At 26.2% G+C, this 20625-nt stretch carries 16 protein-coding genes and 1 pseudogene; 16 read left to right on the plus strand and 1 reads right to left on the minus strand.

Going from position 1 to position 20625, the window contains the following annotated elements:
• Positions 1–4: 4 nt before the first annotated feature.
• The 6 genes and pseudogenes from ACTG48_RS08570 to ACTG48_RS08595 all read left to right on the plus strand — a co-directional run bounded on the left by ACTG48_RS08570 (position 5) and on the right by ACTG48_RS08595 (position 6675).
• Positions 5–1204 (plus strand): hypothetical protein, encoded by a 1200-nt coding sequence (locus tag ACTG48_RS08570; protein WP_479918605.1) that lies wholly within the window; start codon positions 5–7, stop codon positions 1202–1204.
• Between the two features lie 8 nt (positions 1205–1212).
• The gene (locus ACTG48_RS08575) at positions 1213–2025 is read left to right on the plus strand and encodes an ABC-2 transporter family protein (protein ID WP_021384365.1); all 813 of its coding nucleotides are present in this window, start codon (positions 1213–1215) and stop codon (positions 2023–2025) included.
• A 10-nt stretch (positions 2026–2035) separates the two neighbouring features.
• Positions 2036–3304: a hypothetical protein gene (locus ACTG48_RS08580; protein WP_479918606.1), complete on the plus strand. Its 1269-nt coding sequence runs from the start codon at positions 2036–2038 to the stop codon at positions 3302–3304.
• A gap of 904 nt (positions 3305–4208) precedes the next feature.
• Positions 4209–4274, plus strand: a pseudogene (locus ACTG48_RS08585) (transposase); the annotation flags it as partial.
• Positions 4275–4296: 22 nt separating this feature from the next.
• A complete protein-coding gene (tnpB, locus tag ACTG48_RS08590) occupies positions 4297–5406 on the plus strand; it encodes an IS200/IS605 family element RNA-guided endonuclease TnpB (protein ID WP_479918607.1) in 1110 nt (369 codons plus the stop codon).
• 144 nt (positions 5407–5550) lie between these two features.
• A complete protein-coding gene (locus tag ACTG48_RS08595) occupies positions 5551–6675 on the plus strand; it encodes a metal-dependent hydrolase family protein (RefSeq protein WP_021384384.1) in 1125 nt (374 codons plus the stop codon).
• A 134-nt stretch (positions 6676–6809) separates the two neighbouring features.
• On the opposite strand, the gene ACTG48_RS08600 is transcribed toward ACTG48_RS08595, so the two are convergent.
• Complete coding sequence (locus tag ACTG48_RS08600; RefSeq protein WP_021384383.1) at positions 6810–7760, minus strand: CotA family spore coat protein; 951 nt, start codon at positions 7758–7760, stop codon at positions 6810–6812.
• Positions 7761–8012: 252 nt separating this feature from the next.
• Between ACTG48_RS08600 and ACTG48_RS08605 the strand changes: the two genes are divergently transcribed.
• The 10 genes from ACTG48_RS08605 (at position 8013) to ACTG48_RS08650 (ending at position 20562) form a co-directional block, all read left to right on the plus strand.
• A complete protein-coding gene (locus tag ACTG48_RS08605; RefSeq protein WP_021384386.1) occupies positions 8013–8807 on the plus strand; it encodes an ABC transporter ATP-binding protein in 795 nt (264 codons plus the stop codon).
• The gene (locus tag ACTG48_RS08610; protein ID WP_021384382.1) at positions 8808–10874 is read left to right on the plus strand and encodes an ABC transporter permease subunit/CPBP intramembrane protease; all 2067 of its coding nucleotides are present in this window, start codon (positions 8808–8810) and stop codon (positions 10872–10874) included.
• A 698-nt stretch (positions 10875–11572) separates the two neighbouring features.
• A complete protein-coding gene (locus ACTG48_RS08615; RefSeq protein WP_479918608.1) occupies positions 11573–13114 on the plus strand; it encodes a putative bifunctional diguanylate cyclase/phosphodiesterase in 1542 nt (513 codons plus the stop codon).
• A 265-nt stretch (positions 13115–13379) separates the two neighbouring features.
• On the plus strand, positions 13380–13748 hold the full coding sequence (locus ACTG48_RS08620) for a GntR family transcriptional regulator (protein WP_021384387.1): 369 nt from the start codon (positions 13380–13382) through the stop codon (positions 13746–13748).
• 1 nt (position 13749) lies between these two features.
• A complete protein-coding gene (locus ACTG48_RS08625) occupies positions 13750–14475 on the plus strand; it encodes an ABC transporter ATP-binding protein (RefSeq protein WP_021384406.1) in 726 nt (241 codons plus the stop codon).
• On the plus strand, positions 14469–15233 hold the full coding sequence (locus ACTG48_RS08630) for an ABC transporter permease (protein ID WP_479918609.1): 765 nt from the start codon (positions 14469–14471) through the stop codon (positions 15231–15233). Before ACTG48_RS08625 ends, ACTG48_RS08630 begins: the two co-directional genes overlap by 7 nt.
• 248 nt (positions 15234–15481) lie before the next feature.
• On the plus strand, positions 15482–16732 hold the full coding sequence (locus ACTG48_RS08635; RefSeq protein WP_021384413.1) for an MFS transporter: 1251 nt from the start codon (positions 15482–15484) through the stop codon (positions 16730–16732).
• Positions 16733–16919: 187 nt separating this feature from the next.
• Positions 16920–17804 carry a mechanosensitive ion channel family protein gene (locus ACTG48_RS08640; RefSeq protein WP_021384393.1) on the plus strand — a complete coding sequence of 295 codons (885 nt, stop codon included), beginning with the start codon at positions 16920–16922 and terminating at the stop codon, positions 17802–17804.
• A gap of 384 nt (positions 17805–18188) precedes the next feature.
• Complete coding sequence (locus ACTG48_RS08645; protein ID WP_479918610.1) at positions 18189–19634, plus strand: cell wall-binding repeat-containing protein; 1446 nt, start codon at positions 18189–18191, stop codon at positions 19632–19634.
• A 310-nt stretch (positions 19635–19944) separates the two neighbouring features.
• Positions 19945–20562 carry a PepSY domain-containing protein gene (locus tag ACTG48_RS08650; RefSeq protein WP_021384388.1) on the plus strand — a complete coding sequence of 206 codons (618 nt, stop codon included), beginning with the start codon at positions 19945–19947 and terminating at the stop codon, positions 20560–20562.
• Positions 20563–20625 lie beyond the last annotated feature (63 nt).

Consider the following 20625-nt stretch of genomic DNA (forward strand, 5'->3'; position numbering starts at 1 on the left):
TGGTATGAAATTAAAATCTAAAATATCTATACTTATTATATTTTTGACTTTAGCAATATATTTTAGTATAGGTTTGTTAAATAATGAAGACAATTTGAAGATAAAAACTATAAAAGGTGACCCAGATGAATTAGACTATATAAACATAAATTTTGGATATGATTTTAATGGATATATAAATTCACATTATACAATAAATGGAAACAATAAAATTAAAAAGACTGAATTAGTAAAACTACAAAAAGATAGTGAGAATACGAATAATTTAATTGATGTATCTAGTGGTTCTGATTTAATTGCTCATGTTGGTTTTGAAACGAATGATGATTCAAAAGAGATAAATTTTGTTATAGATGAGAAAAAAGAAGATTTGGACAAAGGTGTATTTGCATCTGAAGGAAGTGATAAGGGCATTGAATATGAAAAACTAGATATGAATAATTTTACAAGAACAAAATATAAAGTAGATAAAAATACTGATGATTATTATGCAAAGATACTATCATCAAAAAGATATAAAAAAGACTTATATGTGTCTGTCCTTTATGCTGAAAGTGATTCATCAAAAAATAATAAAGAATATTCAAGCACTATAGATATAATAAAAATCAATCCAGAAAATAAAAAAATACAGATAATAAAAAGTATAAATTTAAGTAATTATTTTTCTAAAAAATACAAAAACATAGAAACTATTGGCGTAAGTTATGCTAGCAAATATGAAGATAAGATGTATATTTTAGTAAATGTATCAAAGGCAAGTACAGGTGATAATAGTGATTCTAAATTTAATTTACTTGAGTATAATCTTGAAGAAAATAAAGAAAAAATAATGGAATTAAAAACAGATAGTAAAATGACTTTAGAAAAAGCAAAGTTAGAAGATAATAAATTATACATGGTAATGTCAAATGCTTATGATGATAATTCAAATATAGAGTTAAATTTACTTACCTATAATATGTTAGATAAAAATTTAAGTGAAGATAAATATGTTTTAGAAGGTAGAGATAAAAGAGAAATTGGAAGTGTTGAAATTGATTCAAACAAAATCATTGTATATACATCAAAGCAAAGCTCTATATTATCTTGGGATAATAAATATATGTTATATATAATAAATAAAAAGTCTAAGGAAGTGGTATACGAAGGGGAATTACAATTTAACAGTTCAAATAGTATGCTAGAATTTGAAATAAAGTAGGTGAATTAATGAAAGATTTAATGAAATTATTCGAATTTGAATTAAAAAGAAATATAAAAAACTATGTATTTATAATAATTTTTTGCTGTTCTTTTGTGATTTTAAATATAGTAAACAACTTAAATGACTATAATTACATAATAGAAAATGCAGTTAAAAAAGAACAGTTAACAAAAATAGGAGATACAATAGAAACAGCAAATATCATAGGTTTTTCAAGTTTCAGAAATATAATGAGTTCTACAGATTTATGGTTTATATTTGGTATAATCGCATGTATTTGCTATGCTTTTTTTATTTGGTACAGGGATTTTGATGGAAAGAGTAAATCTATATATACACTTATAATGTTACCTAAAAATAGAATCAATATCTATATATCTAAATTATTAAATATATTATTTCTAGTATATAGTTACACAATAATATTTACAATAACTTTGTTTATTATGAGTAAGTTGTTGCCTAATTATATGCTGGGGGATATTGTAAGTTATGGATTTATACAAGAAACAATATATAATTTGAAAATATTACTTCCATATAGTTTTGAAATACTGCTTGTAGAGTATATATTTTTACTGATAGGATGTGTATCTGTAGTGTTTACATCAATTCTTATAAATAAGTCTACTTATAAACTAAGCACTTTAATAAGTTTCATGTTTTTAGTTTTGGAAATTTTAATATTTATAATTTCTGTAGTATTTATTATACCTTATGAATACAGTAATATATTTATTTCCTTATATTCAAGTATAAACATATTTGTATGTAGTTTTATATCTAATAAACTTTTGAAGCAGAAGATTGACTTTTAGGAGGTGTATTATGAAAGAAAAAAATATAGGAAAATATACAATATGTTTTATAATAATGTGCTTATTAATGATTGTCATGACTTCAATATTGAGTTATTTTAATAAGGACAAACTATCTATAAATATTTTAAAGGGTAATATAAAAGATATAGGGAAAGCAAGCTTAGTATATACGCCTAACATAAATAAATTTTCTTATGAAGAGGTAATTGTAAGTAAGAATGGAATAAAAAATGATACAAATCCTAAATTAAAAATTAGAAATGATTATCTAAATATTGATAAGAAATACAGTGATTTTATCAATGATAAAGGATTTGAATTTTTATATAAAGATGATTTAAATATAGGAGAAGCATACTCTTCTGTTAAGTCTAGTTTGGAGCAAGAGAGGGTTAATTTAAATGATTGCATAAAGATTACAAATAAAAATTTAAAAAGTGGTGTAGAAGAAAATTTTGATATTAGTTTAAAGAAATCTGATTTTAAAGAAAATAGTTGGCAAACTGTGTTTAATAAAATATATAAAGGTAACTTATATATGGTAGTTAGTGAAACTAATCTTTCGGGCTCTAAAGTTAATAATATCTGCATATTAAAGATAGATATAAAAGATAAGTCTTATAAATTGTTAAATAGATTTAACTTAGACTTACATAATGGATATCAGCAAAATATCCATGAAATCAAATTTTCTATAGGAAGCAAAATCTATTTAGAAATAGTAAACAATAAAAGTACAAATGGAGATATTGAAGGATATGATAATTATTCCAATTTTGTCGTATATGATATAGAAGATAACACTTTTAATATGAGTAATAAATTTATGGATAATCTAAATCAAGAAAAAAATGCCAATCAAAAAGAGATGGGATTATTAAGCAAAACTAAGTTAGATTACGTTGTTAAAAATAGTAAGCTAAATCTTATAGCTACAGATAGTAGTAATTCTATAATCAATCTTGTTTATGATATTAATGCAAATAATATTAAACTAGAAGATTATGAGATACTTGATTTTAAAGTAGACTATAGTGATACATCATCTGGAATTAGGAAAGTTAAGTTATTAGATGATAAGATATATTCTATTTCAAGTATAAAAGAGAATCTATCAGGAGAAAAAAAAGGAAGTAGAGGGGTTTTTGATGTAATTGGAACTAAACCAATAAAATTTCAAGTATTTGATATGAAACTTAGAAAGATATTATATGAAGCTGAGTTAATAAATGGAGATGTGAGTTTACATGATAAGTTATTTTTTGTTGCTAATTAGATGGTAGTATTAATTGTATCACTTTAGGTTGCTATATATTTACTATAGATTAAATATAAATAAGATGAGATAATCAAAAATATATTTTGATTATTTTGTCTTATTTTTAAATTTAATATAAAAATATTTTTTAATATTTTCTGTGTTATATCATTTTTTAACTTGTATTTAATTCACTAAGATTTGAAATAGAATGAGTATAGTGGTAAAATTAATTATTAGAATATTAAAAATAATAAATAAATAATACATTATACTTAAAAGGGGGAGTACTTTAAGATGAACAAAAAATATATTAAAGCAGGAAATTTAATTGATTAAAAAATAGCTACGCACACTTGTGACTTTAGTCGTGAGTTAGTAGCTAAAATAGTCAGCATATAGGGAAACTTATATGTAGAGATAGGATAGAACCTATCCAATACTACTTGAATTGCTGGAAACCCCTAAAGCTAACCAAACTAAAACATAAGGATGAAATAAACCTAAGTGTGAAAGTTACGAAAGTAGAAAAAATTGGTTAGATGGTATAAGGTTAAACCCTAAGTACTTTAAAATGGGCAATCAGCAGGTAAGCTCCTAAGTAGGAGAAACTTCAACGACTATTCCTCTTGAGGGAAGTACACTACAAGCTATTGGTAGTGGAAGTGGGTAGACCTTAACGGATAATGCCGAAGGATAAGATATAGTCTGTGCTTGCATGAAAGTGTAAGAAGTTCATAAGAGAACTGCATAGGTAGTAGCGAACTTATGTGAACGACAACCTCAAAAATGATAAAAGTTAGGACTTACGGTTCTTAAATATGTTATTTAAAAATAAATATAAAAACCTTTAAAATACTTGTTTAAAAAAATTTACCTTGTTAATATTAGGATGGGTGAGTAAAAATTGAAGTAGCTCAGATATGTATATTTAGTACAATACCATATAGTATGGTGTGTAAAATATAGACATCCAGTATTACATAATCATAAAAAACAAGTAAAGTGAGGTGATAGTAGTGGAAAAAGCTTATAAGTTTAGAATGTATCCAAATAAAAAGCAACAAGAGTTAATTAACAAAACTTTTGGATGTTGTAGATTTGTATATAATAAGTATCTTGCTAAAAAAGTAGAATTTTATGAAAATGATAAAGAAACTTTTACTTATAAACAGTGTAGTTCTGATTTGACCAATTTAAAAAGAGAATTAAAGTGGCTTAAAGAACCTGACAAATTTTCACTACAAAACACCTTAAAAGATTTAGAAAACGCATATAAAAAATTCTTTAAGGAAAATACAGGATTTCCTAAATTTAAATCAAAAAAAACTAATAGATTTTCATATAAAACTAACTTTACAAATGGAAATATTATGTACTGTAGTCAATATATAAAATTACCTAAACTTGGTATGGTTAAAGTAAGGGATAAACAAGTACCTCAAGGGAGAATACTTAATGCTACAGTATCTAAGGAGCCAAGTGGTAAATATTATGTATCATTATGTTGTACTGATATAGATATTAAAGCATTTGAAAATACTAATAGTCAGATAGGTTTAGATTTAGGAATTAAAGAATTTTGTATCTCAAGTTTTGGAGAATTTATAGAAAATCCTAAGTATCTTCAAAAGTCATTAAACAAACTTGCTAAATTACAAAGAGAATTATCGAGAAAAACAATTGGTAGTTTAAATAGAAATAAAGCAAGGTTAAAAGTTGCAAGACTTCAAGAACATATAGCTAATCAAAGGAAGGATTTTCTACAAAAACTATCTACTAAATTAATACGAGAGAATGATATTATTTGCATAGAAGATTTACAAGTAAAGAATATGACTAGAAATCGTAAATTATCTCTTTCTATTTCTGATGTGTCATGGTCAGAATTTGTTCGTCAATTAGAATATAAGGCTAATTGGTATGGTAGACAAATTGTAAAGGTAGGTAAATTCTTTGCAAGTTCACAAATATGCAATAAATGTGGGTACAAAAACGAGGAAGTTAAGAATTTAAATATAAGAGAATGGATTTGTCCTTGTTGTAATGTAACTCATGATAGAGATATAAATGCAAGTATAAATATATTAAAAGAAGGATTAAGACTAATAACAGTTTAAAATAGATAACTTATGTAAGAACCGTAGGAACTACGGGGATAGCCTGTGGAGAGTTTGTAAGACATATTTTAGTATGCAAAATTCTATGAAGCAGGAACCCTGTGACTTTAGTCATGGGAGGTTCAGGGAACAGGAAATAGTATTATGAAAAATAAGGGTGTAATTATTGAGGGAGATACTATAGTTGGAATTGAAGATATAAGAGAAGATTTAAATGGATATGATGTGTATGATTACTTAGATAAAACTGTTATGCCAGGAATTATGAATTGTCATGTTCACTTGACAATGGAGCCAGTTGGAAATCCAAAGGTTTATTATGAGAATGTATCAGATGTAGAGCTTGTAGTGAATACAATAAAACAACTTGATGCTTATTTAGATTCAGGAGTAACATACATTAGAAGTCTAGGTTGTCCAAAATATGTTGATGTACAACTTAAAAATCTTGTAGACAAAGGGTCTATAGATGGTCCTGGTATAGTTACTTCAGGTCCAGTTATATGTATGACAGGAGGACATGGATACTATTTTGGCATTGAAAGTGATGGAGTAGATGAATGTAGAAAATCAGCTAGAACAGTTTTAAAGAATGGAGTAGACTGTGTAAAGATAATGGCAACTGGAGGTGTAACGACTGATGGAGTTGAACCCGGTTCACCACAGCTGACTTTAGAAGAAATGAAGGTTGCTGTAGAGGAGGCTATAAAAGCAGGTAAAATAACTGCTACACATGCACAAGGAAGAACTGGTATAAAAAATGCAGTACTTGCAGGTATAACTTCTATAGAACATGGTGTTTATTTAGATGATGAAATAATTGATTTGATGCTTGAGAGAGGAACATATTTAGTTCCAACCGTAGCTGCTCCATATTTTATTCTAAATGCAGGAAAAGAAAGTGGAATAACCGAGGCTACTCTTAGAAAATGTGAAATTGTTGCTATTCCGCATAAAGAATCGTTCTTAAAAGCATATAAAAAAGGAATTAAAATTGCAGTTGGTTCTGATGCAGGAACTTCTTACAACGAACACGGTAAGACATATTATGAAATGAAATTAATGTCAGACTATGGTATGGATAATATGGATGTAATAGTGGCTGCTACAAAAACTGCATCTGAGCTTTTAAGAATTGATAAGAATTATGGAACTTTAGAAAAAGGAAAGAAAGCAGATGTTATAGTTGTAAATGGAAATCCTATAGATGATATAGATGTACTAGCAGATGTATTAGCAGTATTTAAGCTTGGTAAAAAAGTTAGATAGAAATCAATAAAAATAAAAAAGAGGGTCTAAAGTTATTTTTAAATAGACACTCTTTTTTATTAGTGATAATCAAATATTTTATTTTTTAAAGAATATATGCTATTTTACATTTAAATATAGTTCTTTAAAGTGTTTTATGCAATATAATCTATAGAATCTACACATACAAAGTATATTCTTGAGTCATTAGAGTTTCCAAGCACTAGAACATCGTTTTTCTTACCTAAAACTTCAACACCAGTTAGAACTAAACTACCAGCTACTACAGTAACTTGATTATTTATTTTTGAAGTATAAAGGTTATCAAGTATACCTTTATTACAACAGCAATCATCACAATCGCAGTTGCAATTGCAGTCTTTATATTGTTTTTTATCAAGATAATATCCTAAAGCTGCTACAAAGTCATTATAATCTCCAGGTGAAACATTAAAAGCAACAGCTTTAAGAGAACATAATGATGCTAATTCTACAGTTGTTAGTGGATTGATTGTAGCAACTATATAATCAATTATATCATCAAGTATTGAATTTACTATAGCTCCAAGGTTTATATTAGCAGGTACTGCTGCCTCTATAAGGTCAACCAACTCAGATATACCTGGAATAGTACCAATAGAAGTAACTAATCCACCAAGTGTCAATGGAATAGGTTTAGGATAATATATTTGACCAGAGATATCTATTAAATCACAGTTACAAGCTGAAAATCTTTTAAAAGTAGCATTAAGACCAGATAGATTATCCTTTGGAGGTAGTGAGTAGTCTATACCTACTAAATAAGCACCAACTATAAAGAAATCTGAAATAAAAGCAAATTGATTAAAATTAACAAAAGGTCTTATAGCGTCATATCTTAAAAGTTCTAATGCATCTTTCATACTTTTTTTGCAACAGCAATGTTCGATTATTTTAGGTTCTTTGCATTTGTTTGGGTAATTATAGTATCTATCATCTGCTTGATAATTGTCATAATATCTGTCTTCTACTTGATAGTTGTCATAATATCTATCATTTGTGTTTAGATAGCCTTCTTCATAGTCTTGAGAAAATCTAAAGTTTTCTCTACATTTATTATTTTCCATTAAATTAACTCCTTTTATATTTTGATTTAAATGTATAGATAATTAAGTTTATCTATATAGTAATATTATATTTAATATGTAAAAAAATGTTACAAAAGATATTATAAAAGAATAAAAAAAGGTAATTTGTCAAATGGATGCCTAAACCTTTTATAAATAATCTATTTTAAAATAAAAAACTGTATATAAAAAAGGTTTATATGATATATTTATATAAATATACCTATAAACAAGAAAGGAGTAATTTGATAAATGATTGAGGTTGATAAATTATGTAAGTCTTTTACAAGAGTTGTAAAAGATGATAATAATAAAAATTCAATAAAAAAGTTAAAGAAAATAAAAACTAGAAAGGAAGAATTCTTTGCTGTGAACAATGTTTCTTTTAAAGCTGAAGAAGGAGATATTGTTGGAATATTAGGTCCTAATGGTGCAGGAAAAACTACATTACTTAGAATGTTAGGAGGTATATTAACACCAACATCAGGGAATATAAGTGTTTCTGGATATGATTATTCAATAGATAGGAATTCAGCAAAAAAAGAAATAGGATATTTATCTGGAAATACAAAATTATATGGGAGACTTTCTCCTAGAGAACTTCTAACGACTTTTGGAAGTTTATATGAAATGTCAAAAGAAGATATAGAAGAATCAATTGAAAATGTTGTAAAGATAATGGATATGAGTGAATTTATAGATAATCGAATTGAAAATCTATCAACTGGTCAGACTCAAAGAACATCTATAGCTCGTTGTTTAATACATTCTCCAAAGGTGTACATCTTTGATGAACCAACACTAGGGCTTGACGTTTTAAGTAGTGCATCAATAATAGATTTTATGAAGAATGAAAAATTAAGAGGTAAAACTGTTCTTTATTCAACTCATTATATGGAAGAAGCAGAAACTTTATGTGACAAGATTTTTATGATTCACAATGGAAAAATAATTGCATCGGGAACACCAGAGAGTTTAAAAGAGGAATCTGGAGTAAATAATTTGAGAGATGTATTTATAAAACTTGCTAGAACGGAGGAAGTTTAGATGAGAAGTAAGATTGTAAAATACATATTTAAGAAAGAAATGTTAGATATATTGAGAGATAAAAAGACATTATTTATGATGATTGTTTTACCACTTCTTTTGTATCCTCTACTTATGATATTGATGATTCAGGTAATGAATATGTCTGCAAATAGCATGAATAGCAAGGATATTAATATAGCTTTTGATAGTAAACCAAATAAAGTATTAGTATCGATGATTGAAGATAATAATTTGGATAGAGATACTGAAAGTAAAGATACTGCAAATGATAAAGGCAAGATAAAGATACTTGATGTTGATAATTATAAAAAATCTTTAGAAGAAAATAAAATAGATGCTTATATAAAGATAGAAGAAAAACAAGCATCTACTAGTTATAAAATATATATGAATTCTTCACAAGAAAATTCTTCTAATGCAGTAAAGAGGATTGAAACTGTTTTAGATAAATACAAAAGACTTACTGTGGAAAAAAAGTTATCTGAGAAAGGTTTAGACGTACAATCTACATTGGAGCCATTGACATATAGTACTGTTGATGTTGCAAAGACAGAAGAAGTGGCAGGCTATTTTTTAGGACAAATATTACCATTCATATTGATAATAGGAGTTTTGCTTGGCTCAATATATCCAGCAATAGACGTTATGGCTGGAGAAAAGGAAAGAGGTACCTTAGAAACTCTATTTACACTTCCAATATCAAATTTAGAATTGGTTATGGGAAAATATATGGCAGTTTCTCTTAGTGCAATAGTAACAGCAATTTTAAATATTGTATCTATGGGATTGACTATGGCATTTATTTTGGTTAGTGGAGGTCTTAGCAGTCAATTTGGCTTTGGAAATTTCAACTATGGAGATTTAATCTTACCAATTATAACTACTTTAATTTGTATATGTCTGTTTTCAATGGTAGTTGCAGCAATAAGTATGTGTGTATGTTCACTGGCAAAAAGTTTTAAAGATGCTCAAAATTACATAACGCCTCTAATGTTAGTTATTATGATACCATCATATGTATCTATGATACCAAATATAGTGTTGGATAGAGTAACATCTGTAATACCTGTGGTAAATATATCTCTACTTATAAAAAGTGTATTATCTTTTAAAAGTGATTTAAATTTAATAGCTCTGGTTTTAGTATCAAATATAGCTTTTGTAATATTGGCAATCATATTACTGTCTAAGATGTTCAATTCTGAGGAAATACTTTTTGGCAATAGTAAGAGTTTTTCTTTCTTAGAGAAAAGAAGTAATATAAAAAAAGGGTCTATACCAACTATAAGTGATGGTATTATTTTATATGCAGTAGGATTAGTTCTTTTAATTTATGTTGGTTCTTTAGTACAGATTAAATTTGGTATAGGTGGTATAGTAATGACACAATTTATGATAATTTTATTACCATTAATATTTGCATACTATATTAAAGCTGACTTTAAAGAAGTATTTAGCTTGAAAGTTCCTAAATTAAAACACGTATTTGGAAGTATTGTTCTTTGGATTGGTGGATATATACTTATTATGATTATAACACAACTACTTTTATTCTTGTTTCCTCAAAACATGGAGGTTGCTGAAAGTTTAAATGAAGCACTTTTTATGAAAGATAAGTTTTTATTAAATTTACTGATAATAGCTTTATTACCAGCGATATGTGAAGAAATGTTTTTTAGAGGATTTATATTTTCTTCATTTAGTAAATCAAAAGATAAAAACAAGTCTGTTAAGTTTGCTATAATATGCAGTGGTGTATTATTTGGTATTATGCATATGGATTTTATAAGAATAATTCCGACATCTATATTGGGTATTATATTTGCATATAGTGTATATAAATCTGGTTCTATATTTGTATCAATGTTATTACATTTTTTTAATAATAGTATAGCAATCATAGTAAGTCATTATACAACTGGAAATATAGCTAATCTGTATAAATTTATGGAAGTAGATTTTGCGAATTTAAATACACTTAAGTTTATTTTAATTCTTTTAATAAGTTTTATATTAGTTATATTGGGAGTAAGAATTTTATATAGAAAATCTTTAAAAAGTTAAATGTAGATTTAATATATATATTAAAATATTGATTAGCACTAAAGTATATAAATATATCTTATATATAAAATACTTTAGTGCTATTTCGTATATTTACTTTATCTTTTAATTATATGAATGCTTTATTGTTTCATTTATATAATATTCTCATTATATAAATGAAACAATAAAGCATTTTAATTTTAGAAGTTTATATTTAAAAAATCAATTATGAAGTAAGATAGTAAAAAATTTAAATTAGATATTTTTTATTTAGTTAGTTATAAAATTTTAAAATTGGTTTGTCGAAAAAAAATATAAGAAAAAATAGAAAAAATAAAGTATGAATATGTTGCAAATACTGGTTTTTAGGAAAAAGTAGTCATTTCTTGTAAAATGGATAGTTTTGAAAAGAAAATAGTAAAATTATAATATAAAAATAAAATTTTTCGGATAATTTGAAGAAAAATAAGTACCTTTTATCAATAATCATATGCCAAAATAATCCAATTTATTTTCTATTATACCGATATGAAATGTATAAATCAATAGTTAAGACAACTAATATACTACATTCTATAATTATAGTAGCTGAAAATTTCACCAAATTTAAAATAAATATAAACTATCCATTTTACAAGAAATGGAAACTTTTGAGATATGCTTATTTATTAACAGTTTATAATAAAATAGAGGTGTTTTAATGGGAGGAAATTTTTATGAGGAATTTACAAAAAAAATTAATGTTTTTTTTATTTATATGTATAATTTTACAAATTACACATACAATACCAGTTTATTCTTTAAATGAACTTTATAAAAATAACTCCCTAAATAACTTCGAATCTATTATGTTTAATAATCAATTTATTAGTAAATATTCATTACAGATAATATGTACTATGACTATAATATGCATAATACTTATTTTCTATATAATATATGATAAATTAAATGTTAAAATTAAGCTACAAAAGATAGCCTATACAGATAGTCTTACAGGAGCAAGTACTCTGGATAAGTTTGTCATTGATGCTAATAAAGTATTATGCAAAAATACTCAAGAGAAATATGCTCTACTATATATAGATATTGATAAATTTAAATATATAAATGACTTGTTTGGATATGAAGTTGGAAATGAAATTTTACGTAACTTAACTAAGATTATTAAAAATAATATATTTGAAGATGAGATATTTGCAAGAATATCTGCCGATAATTTTACTATAATCATGAAGTATGTAGAAGAAAAAGATATAACAAATAGATTAAATAATATATTTGAAGAATTAGATTTGTTTAATAATAACCAAGAGGAAAAGTATAAACTAGTTTTAAGTTGTGGAATCTACTTTATACTTCCAGAAGACAAAGACATTAACTCAATAATAGACAGGGCTAATATACCTCATAAAATGGCAAAGGGAGGGCATAAAAGTTCTTATGCATTTTATGATAATAAGATTCATGACCAAGAAATAAAAGAAAAAGAGATGGAAAATACAATGTTCTCAAGTTTAGAAAATAAAGAATTCATTGTACACTTGCAACCTAAGATAGAGCTTGATACAGGAGAAATACAAGGTTCAGAAGCACTTGTTCGATGGAAAAGCCCTGATAAAGGGTTAATACCTCCAAATGAATTTATACCATTTTTTGAAAAAAACGGTTTTGTAATAAACTTAGATTTATATGTACTTGAAGAAATCTGTATACAGCTTAGAAAATGGATTAATGCAGGTATAAATCCAGTTACCATTTCAGTTAATGTTTCAAGAATACATCTATATTGTAATAATTTTATAGAAACATATAAAAATATAATTGATAAATATGGAATACCAGCAAAGTATATAGAACTTGAACTTACAGAGAGTATTATATTTGATAATTTTGATATTTTAATTGATATAATGAATAATTTAAAAGAAATAGGATTTTTAATATCTATGGATGATTTTGGTTCAGGATATTCATCATTAAATATGCTAAAAGAAATTCCTATGGATATTTTAAAGCTTGACCAAAAATTTATTATGGAAACCTATAATAGTAATAGAAGTAAGATAATTGTTACTAAAGTTATAGAAATGGCGAAAGAATTGGGAATGAAAGTAGTATCAGAAGGGGTTGAAACAGAAGAACAGTTTGAACTTTTAAAAGAAGTAAAGTGTGATATGGCACAGGGATATTTATTTGGAAAGCCAATGCCAATTGAAGAATTTGAAAAGCTGATTATGTATAGCTCAATAAAATAGTAATTAATTTATATTATAAAAAATTTAATAAATTATGTTAAAAATGAACTCTAATATAGAGTTCATTTTTTTGTCAGCTTTTTTATATATACACAGACTCATTTTATTAAAAAGATATTTTAGCTGTCTTTATAAATTCATATATAGAACTACAATATACATAAATATTTTCATGATTTTATTAAAAATTAGTTGACATATAAATTGTATTATTATATTATTGTATTAAGATATTAGTACAATAATATAATAAGGAGGTATGAATATGGAATGGGAACTTGATAATAACAAACCTATATATATACAATTAGTAGAGCATTTAAAATTGAAAATAATTTCAGGTGAGATTGTGATAGGCTCTAAACTAGAAACGGTAAGAGCACTCGCAGAAGATGCTGGAGTAAATCCAAACACAATGCAAAAAGCTCTAACAGAACTTGAAAGACAAGGTTTAGTTTACAGTCAGAGAACTAAAGGAAGATTTGTAACCGATGATAAGGAAAAAATAAAAGCTATGAAAGAGGAAATAGCTAATGTTGAGATAAATACATTAAAAGATACTTTAGAAAAGCTTGGGTATGATAAAGATGAAATGCTAAAACTTATTACAGAAAATCTGAAAGGGGAATTATAAAATGGATAAAAATATAAATAATATTTCTCAAGATGGAATAGTTGAATTTAAAAGTGTAAATAAAAGTTATGGAACTAAGAATGTTTTGAAAAATATTCAACTGAATATACCAAAGGGAAAAATAGTTGGTTTGTTAGGTCCTAATGGAAGTGGTAAAAGTACAATGATTAAGTTAATGAATGGATTATTACAGCCTGATAATGGCGAAATTGTAGTAAATGGAATGAAACCATCCATAGAAACTAAGAAAATAGTATCGTATTTGCCAGAAAGAACGTATTTAAATGACTGGATGAAGGTATCGGATTTACTAAAATTTTTCTATGATTTTTATAGTGATTTCGATGTTAGAAGAGCAAATGAAATGATTAAAAGTTTAGATATTGATGTAAATGAAAAGTTAAAAACAATGTCTAAAGGAACTAAAGAAAAAGTTCAACTTATCTTAGTTATGTCAAGAAAAGCAAGTATATATATACTGGATGAACCTATTGGAGGTGTCGACCCAGCTGCAAGGTCATATATACTTAAGACTATATTAAAAAATTATTCTGAAGATAGTACTTTATTGATTGCTACTCACTTAATAAGTGAAATAGAGAATATATGTGATGAAGTAATATTCATATCTAAAGGAGAAATAGTATTACAGGGAGATGTTGAAACAATAAGAGAAGAAAAAGGAAAATCTATAGATGCATTATTTAGGGAGGAATTCAAATGTTAGGTAAATTATTAAAATATGAGTTAAAAGCAAGTGGAAGAACCTTCATACCATTATATATAGCTATATTGGTAGTAGCTGTATTCAATGGAATATTTATAAATACAGATATATTTCAAATACAAGGAATAGGAATATTGGTATTGATGAGTCTTTTCATGGCATTAGGTGTTTTAACTATTGTAGTTACAATTCAAAGATTTAGAAAAAATCTTTTAGGTGATGAGGGATATTTAATGTTTACTCTTCCTGTTAGTACCAGTTCACTTATATTATCTAAATGTATAACAGCACTTATATATGCTGTACTTAGTTTTATAGTTTCAATGCTTACATTTGGAATGCTTATGCTTTTTAGTGCTTCTGGAATACACTTACCTGAATTTTTAGATTTTTTCAATACTGTTTTTACTAGGGGTTCTGAATACTTTTTAGATGTTGTATTATTTTCAGTAACAATGCTTATTTCGTATTCATCATTTATTTTGTTATTATATACATCAATTTCAATGGGACAATTGCCAAAATTTAATAAACATAGAAATTTAGTAGCATTTGTTTCTTTTATAGCTATAAATATAGTAATATCAAGTGTTGGAAATGCTATAGAAAGAATTTTGCCACATAAAGATACAAATATGATATACCATTTTTATCAAAGTCCTCATTTTGCACTCGCAATACTTGGTAGTATTGCAGTTGTAGTAATATTATTTTTCGCTACAAAATATATATTAGATAAAAAATTAAATTTAGAATAGATATTTTTATAGAGAGCCATCTTTTGAGTAATGTTCAAAGATGGCTTTTTCTATTTAAGGAGTTAATTTATATATATAACGGGAATGAAACTTTATTTCTAGTTAAATATGTATATATGTAGTATAATGAGACTATATGTTAAAATTTGTAATAAATAGATGTATACTTGATAGAATCGCTTAGAAAGCATGAATTTCATAGAGTATATCAAGAAAATTTAAAGCTATGTAGATTTGAGGGAGAAAATATGAAAAGTTATACAAAGGCTAAATGGAGTGTTTGGGGCATAATTACATTTTCATTCATTTTAGTCTTATTTTTAAGGATGTCAACTGCTGTTGTTTCAGACAACTTATCAAATGAGTTAGGTTTTAATTCTATACAAATTTCAAATATAGCATCTTTTTGCCTCTATGCATATGCATTTATGCAAATACCAGCAGGAATCTTAATTGATAAATATGGAGCAAGAAAAATTAGTAGTCTTGGAATAATAATGGCAAGTTTAGGTTCTATTTTATTTGGATTGATTCAAAGTATAGAGTTAGCATATATTTCTCGTATAGCTGTAGGTGCAGGGACATCAGTAATATTGCTTTGTATTTTGAAAATTCAGGGTAGATGGTTTAATAAATCAGAATTTGCTTCTGCAACAGCTAAATTTTCATTTGTAGGGAATTTAGGGGGAGTTCTTGCTACTTTTCCACTTGTGTTTCTATCTGAATTTGTTGGGTGGAGAAATTCATTTTTATTGATAGGCATAATTGGTGTTGTAATAGGATGTTTTATGTATATTATTGTTAGAGATACACCAAAAGAATATGGATTCAATATAGATATCGAATCTCATGAAGAATCAGAGAAGATTAGTATTGTTGATGGAATTAAGTCTGTTATAAAGAATAAATCAACATGGTATAATTCAATGATAATGTTCTCCTTTGTAGGTCTGACAAGTGCATTTACAAGTCTATGGGGAGTAAAATACATAATGGATGTTTATGGAGTTAGTAAGAGTTTTTCTGCATTTATAGTATCATTTTTTACATATGGATTTATATTTGGTTCAATAATTATGGATTTTGTATTTGCCAAAATAAAATCCAGTAAATTTAATATAATAAAATATGGAGCAATAATAGATTTGTTTATATGGATTGTAATTGTAGTTGTATACAAAGTAAAACCACCAATAATGGTTTTGCCAGTAGCATTTTTTATTATGGGATGTATAGTTATGTCTCATCTACAAGTTTTTAATGATGCTAAGTATAAAAATAAAGAAATTTATTCTGGATTGGCAACTAGTGTTATCAATACTTTTGAATTTATAGGTAGTGGAATCATTAATTTAATTATAGCTGTATCTTTGCAAGCAAATTCATATAATGTAGTTGATGGATACAAAAGAGGATTTATGATATTTATAGTACTCAGTATTATAACTATAACAGCATCTCATATAGGCGTAAAAAACGATAATTTTAATGCTAAATAACATTTTATTAGTAGTTTGATTTAGTACAATACTTTGTGGATGACAAAGGGTTTATATTTATACTGGAGGTATAATTGGAATATAAATCTTGTTTACTATGTCGAAATGATATTGTATTATATTAAATAGAAAATAAGAACTTTAAACTATAATATTGGTTCTAAAAATATAAGGTAAGGAGTTTTTTATGGATAAGACAAAAATAGATGATATAAGCAAGTTGGATTTAAATAATCTAGATATTAATAAAATAGATATGGGAGGTATAATGGAAAGCCTTTTAGAATGGGCAACTACAAGTGGAGTAAAACTTATAATAGGTATACTTATACTATCCATTGGATTCAAAATAATAAAGAAATTTGTAAACCATGTCATGTTATTACTTGGTAAAAGAGACCTTGATTTAACTTTAAGAAGGTTTTTGAAATCTCTTCTTTTGAGTGTACTTAAAGTTGCTGTCATAATCATTGTTTTAGAATATTGGGGAATGAGTTTATCTAGTTTTGCTGCTGTGATAGCATCAGCAGGGGTAGCAATTGGTTTAGCATTACAAGGTAGTTTATCAAATTTTGCTGGAGGATTTATCATACTTTTGATTAGACCTTTTAAAGTAGGAGATTACATAGAAGCAGCAGGTCATGGAGGAACGGTCGAGCAAATAGGTCTTTTTTATACACAATTGGTTACTCCAGATAATAAACAGATACTTATACCTAATGGTTCTGTATCAAATGACAGTCTAATAAACTATTCAGCAAAGAATACTAGACGAGTTGATTTAATATTTAGTGTAGGATATGAAGATGATATATTACATGTAAGAAAAGTATTGAAAGAGATTGTGAATAAGCATAAATTAATAATAAATGAACCAGAACCATTTATAGGAATAGTGGAACATGGAGATAATGCCATTAAATTTGCAGTTAGAGTTTGGTGTAATACAGAAGATTACTGGGCGATTTATCTTGATTTATTAGAAGCTGTTAAAGTTAGATTTGATGAAGAAGGAATTACAATTCCTTATCCTAAAATGGATTTAACACTAAAAGAATTAAATAGAATTTAATACTATAATGTCAAAGCACCCTTTAGATTCAATCTTTGGGTGCTTATTTAGAATTTTTTACTTATTATAAATTAAGTATTTTCATATTGCTTACAAGATATATATGTATAGAGTATCTATTCAATAAAGTAGTATATAATTTTTCATTTGTTTTTCTTATAAAGGATAATTTAATACCCATAAGAATAGCATTTTTTTATTTAAAATAATTACCTAACTGCATTTCATATTACATATAGGAGTTTTTACTTTAAATTAAAATGATATTTTATTTTTAAATGATTCAATGTCATTAAATGGCTAGAAATAATCTTTGTTTTCGACAACATATAATATATTGCTGTTATATAATTTAATTATAAAGATATTATAAGGGGGGATATTATGAAATCAAGGAAGTTATTATTACTAGGATTGGCTATGTCAATGTTTATTGCTGGCTCTCCTGTATCTGCAAATGCACTTGATAAAATTGATAAATTTCAAGGGGAAGATAAATATGAAACTGCTGGGCTTATTGCAGATAAACAAAATTATACTACTGTAATACTTGTAAATACAGATAGTACTATGGCTGATGGTCTAAGTGCGAGTGGGCTTGCAGGAGCTACAAATTCACCAATTCTTTTAACTAAAAAGAATAATATACCAAGTGCAACTCTAAAAAGAGTGGAAAAAGCCAATAAAGTGTACATAATAGGTGGAGAAAGCTCTATTGACAAAAAGACTGAAAAAGTTTTAAAAGATAAGAATATAGAAGTTAAGAGGCTTCAAGGTAGCGATAGAATTAAGACAAGTTATAATGTAGCTAAAGAAATAGGTGCTATTAATAAAGTTAGTAAAGTTATATTAACCAATGCTTTTAAAGGTGAAGCTGATGCTATGAGTATTGCATCTGTAGCTGTTAGAGATAAATCACCTATAGTATTAACTGATGGTAAAAGTATACCATTTAATACTACTGGAATAGAAAGTTATGTAATAGGTGGAACTTCATCAATGAGTGATAGTTTAGTAAAAGATACTAATTCAACTAGATTAGGTGGAGTAGATAGATATGATACTAATAGGAAAATAATAAATAAGTTCTATAGTGGAGCAAAGGAGTTTTATGTAGCTAGCGGAACAGATTTAGCATATGCACTTATTGGCTCTACAATAGCCCAAAATACTCCAATAGTTCTAGTTGATGATAATAGCAATAAGGCTGTATTAAAAAGTGCAACTAAATTAACAGTAATAGGAAATCTAAGTGATATTGTGTTACAGCAGTGTTTAAATGTAACAAAAAATATAGGAAATTCAGATACTGGAAGACAATATACAGTAGAGGATGCTGCTAATATAGTGAAAAAGTTCCTAGGTGTTGATAAACTTTATTATAATGAAAATTATCCAGAAGATGAAGACTTAATATTTTTATCAGATACTAACTTTGAATATTCAGGAAAAAATTTCTACGTATTTGGTTATGTAGTAGAAAATTCTGAAAGTGATATTAGATACTGTGTAGAGAAAAACGATATGAGCAAAATATATACATACAATACTAGTGGTGTTATGGAAGTTTGTAATCCAGCTGATTATGAAAATAGAAAAATGATTACAGAAGAAAAAGCAAAAGAATTAGCATTAGCAGAATGTGCTAGAAAAAATAAGGTTAGTGTCAATCTATTAAGTGTAAATATTGCTTATATTGATGATATTAATGATATAAAAGTATATGCTGTAAGAATAGATTCAAAGCCACAACCAAAACAGACTTATGGATGGTATTTCATAGATGTTTATAGTGGACATGCTTATAAAGATATTTGGAATAACATTTAAGAAAGTATTTTTGAAAATAATTACAAATATTTTCAAACCTCTTCCTTCTGTAAAAGATAATAAAGCAATAATTAAAAGTATTAATAGAATTAATGAATAATTTTATAATTACAATTAAGCATTCTTATACTGGGGAATGCTTTTTTTATTTATACAAACAACATATTTTGTTTCAGTAAATTTATTTTAGTAGATATAAATTTTATAGTTTTAAAACTAGTAAAGTAGGAAGTAAATTTAATATAAAAGGGTAAATAAAGGATTTAGAGGGCATAATATAGAATAAATTAATTATTTAAGGAGGGTTTTTATGTATAAAAAAACATATTTATTAGTAGTGAGTATACTAGTTGCAGGTTTATTGACTGCATGTAGTGGAAATCCAACTACAGATTCAGGACAGGCACAAAATAATACAAATAAAGAGGCAAATACGTCAAATAGTGCTTTAAAAGATGAAAAAAATAATGAAAATTTAAATGAACAAGATTTTAAAGTACCCTACACAGATGCAATAAACATATTTAAAGATAAGTATAAAGATGCTGATATAGTAGATTTAAGCCTTGAAAGAGACTTAAATAAATTTGTCTATACTGTTGAAGGTGTAGATGATAATAATGAGTATAAAATGAAAATAGACGCTAATACAAAAGATGTATTACAGGATAAAACAGAAAAACTGGATTCAGATGATTTAAATGGAGTAGCTAGAAAAGAAAAATTAGATTTAAATGACATAATAACACCTCAAAAAGCTATGGAAATTGCACTAAAAGAGCAAAATGGAATGGTGAAAGAATGGAGTTTAGATAAAGATTTAGATGTTACTTTTTATAAAATAAGAATAGATAAAGATAAAAATGAATATGACATAAAGGTAGATTCTAAAAAGGGAACTATATTGGAGGTAGAAAAAGAAGATTAGAAGCTCTATTTTATTTTTAAAGTAATTTCTTTTTTGAATAAATTTTGTTTAAAATATAACAAT

The sequence above is a fragment of the Clostridioides sp. LIBA-6822 genome (assembly GCF_056688955.1).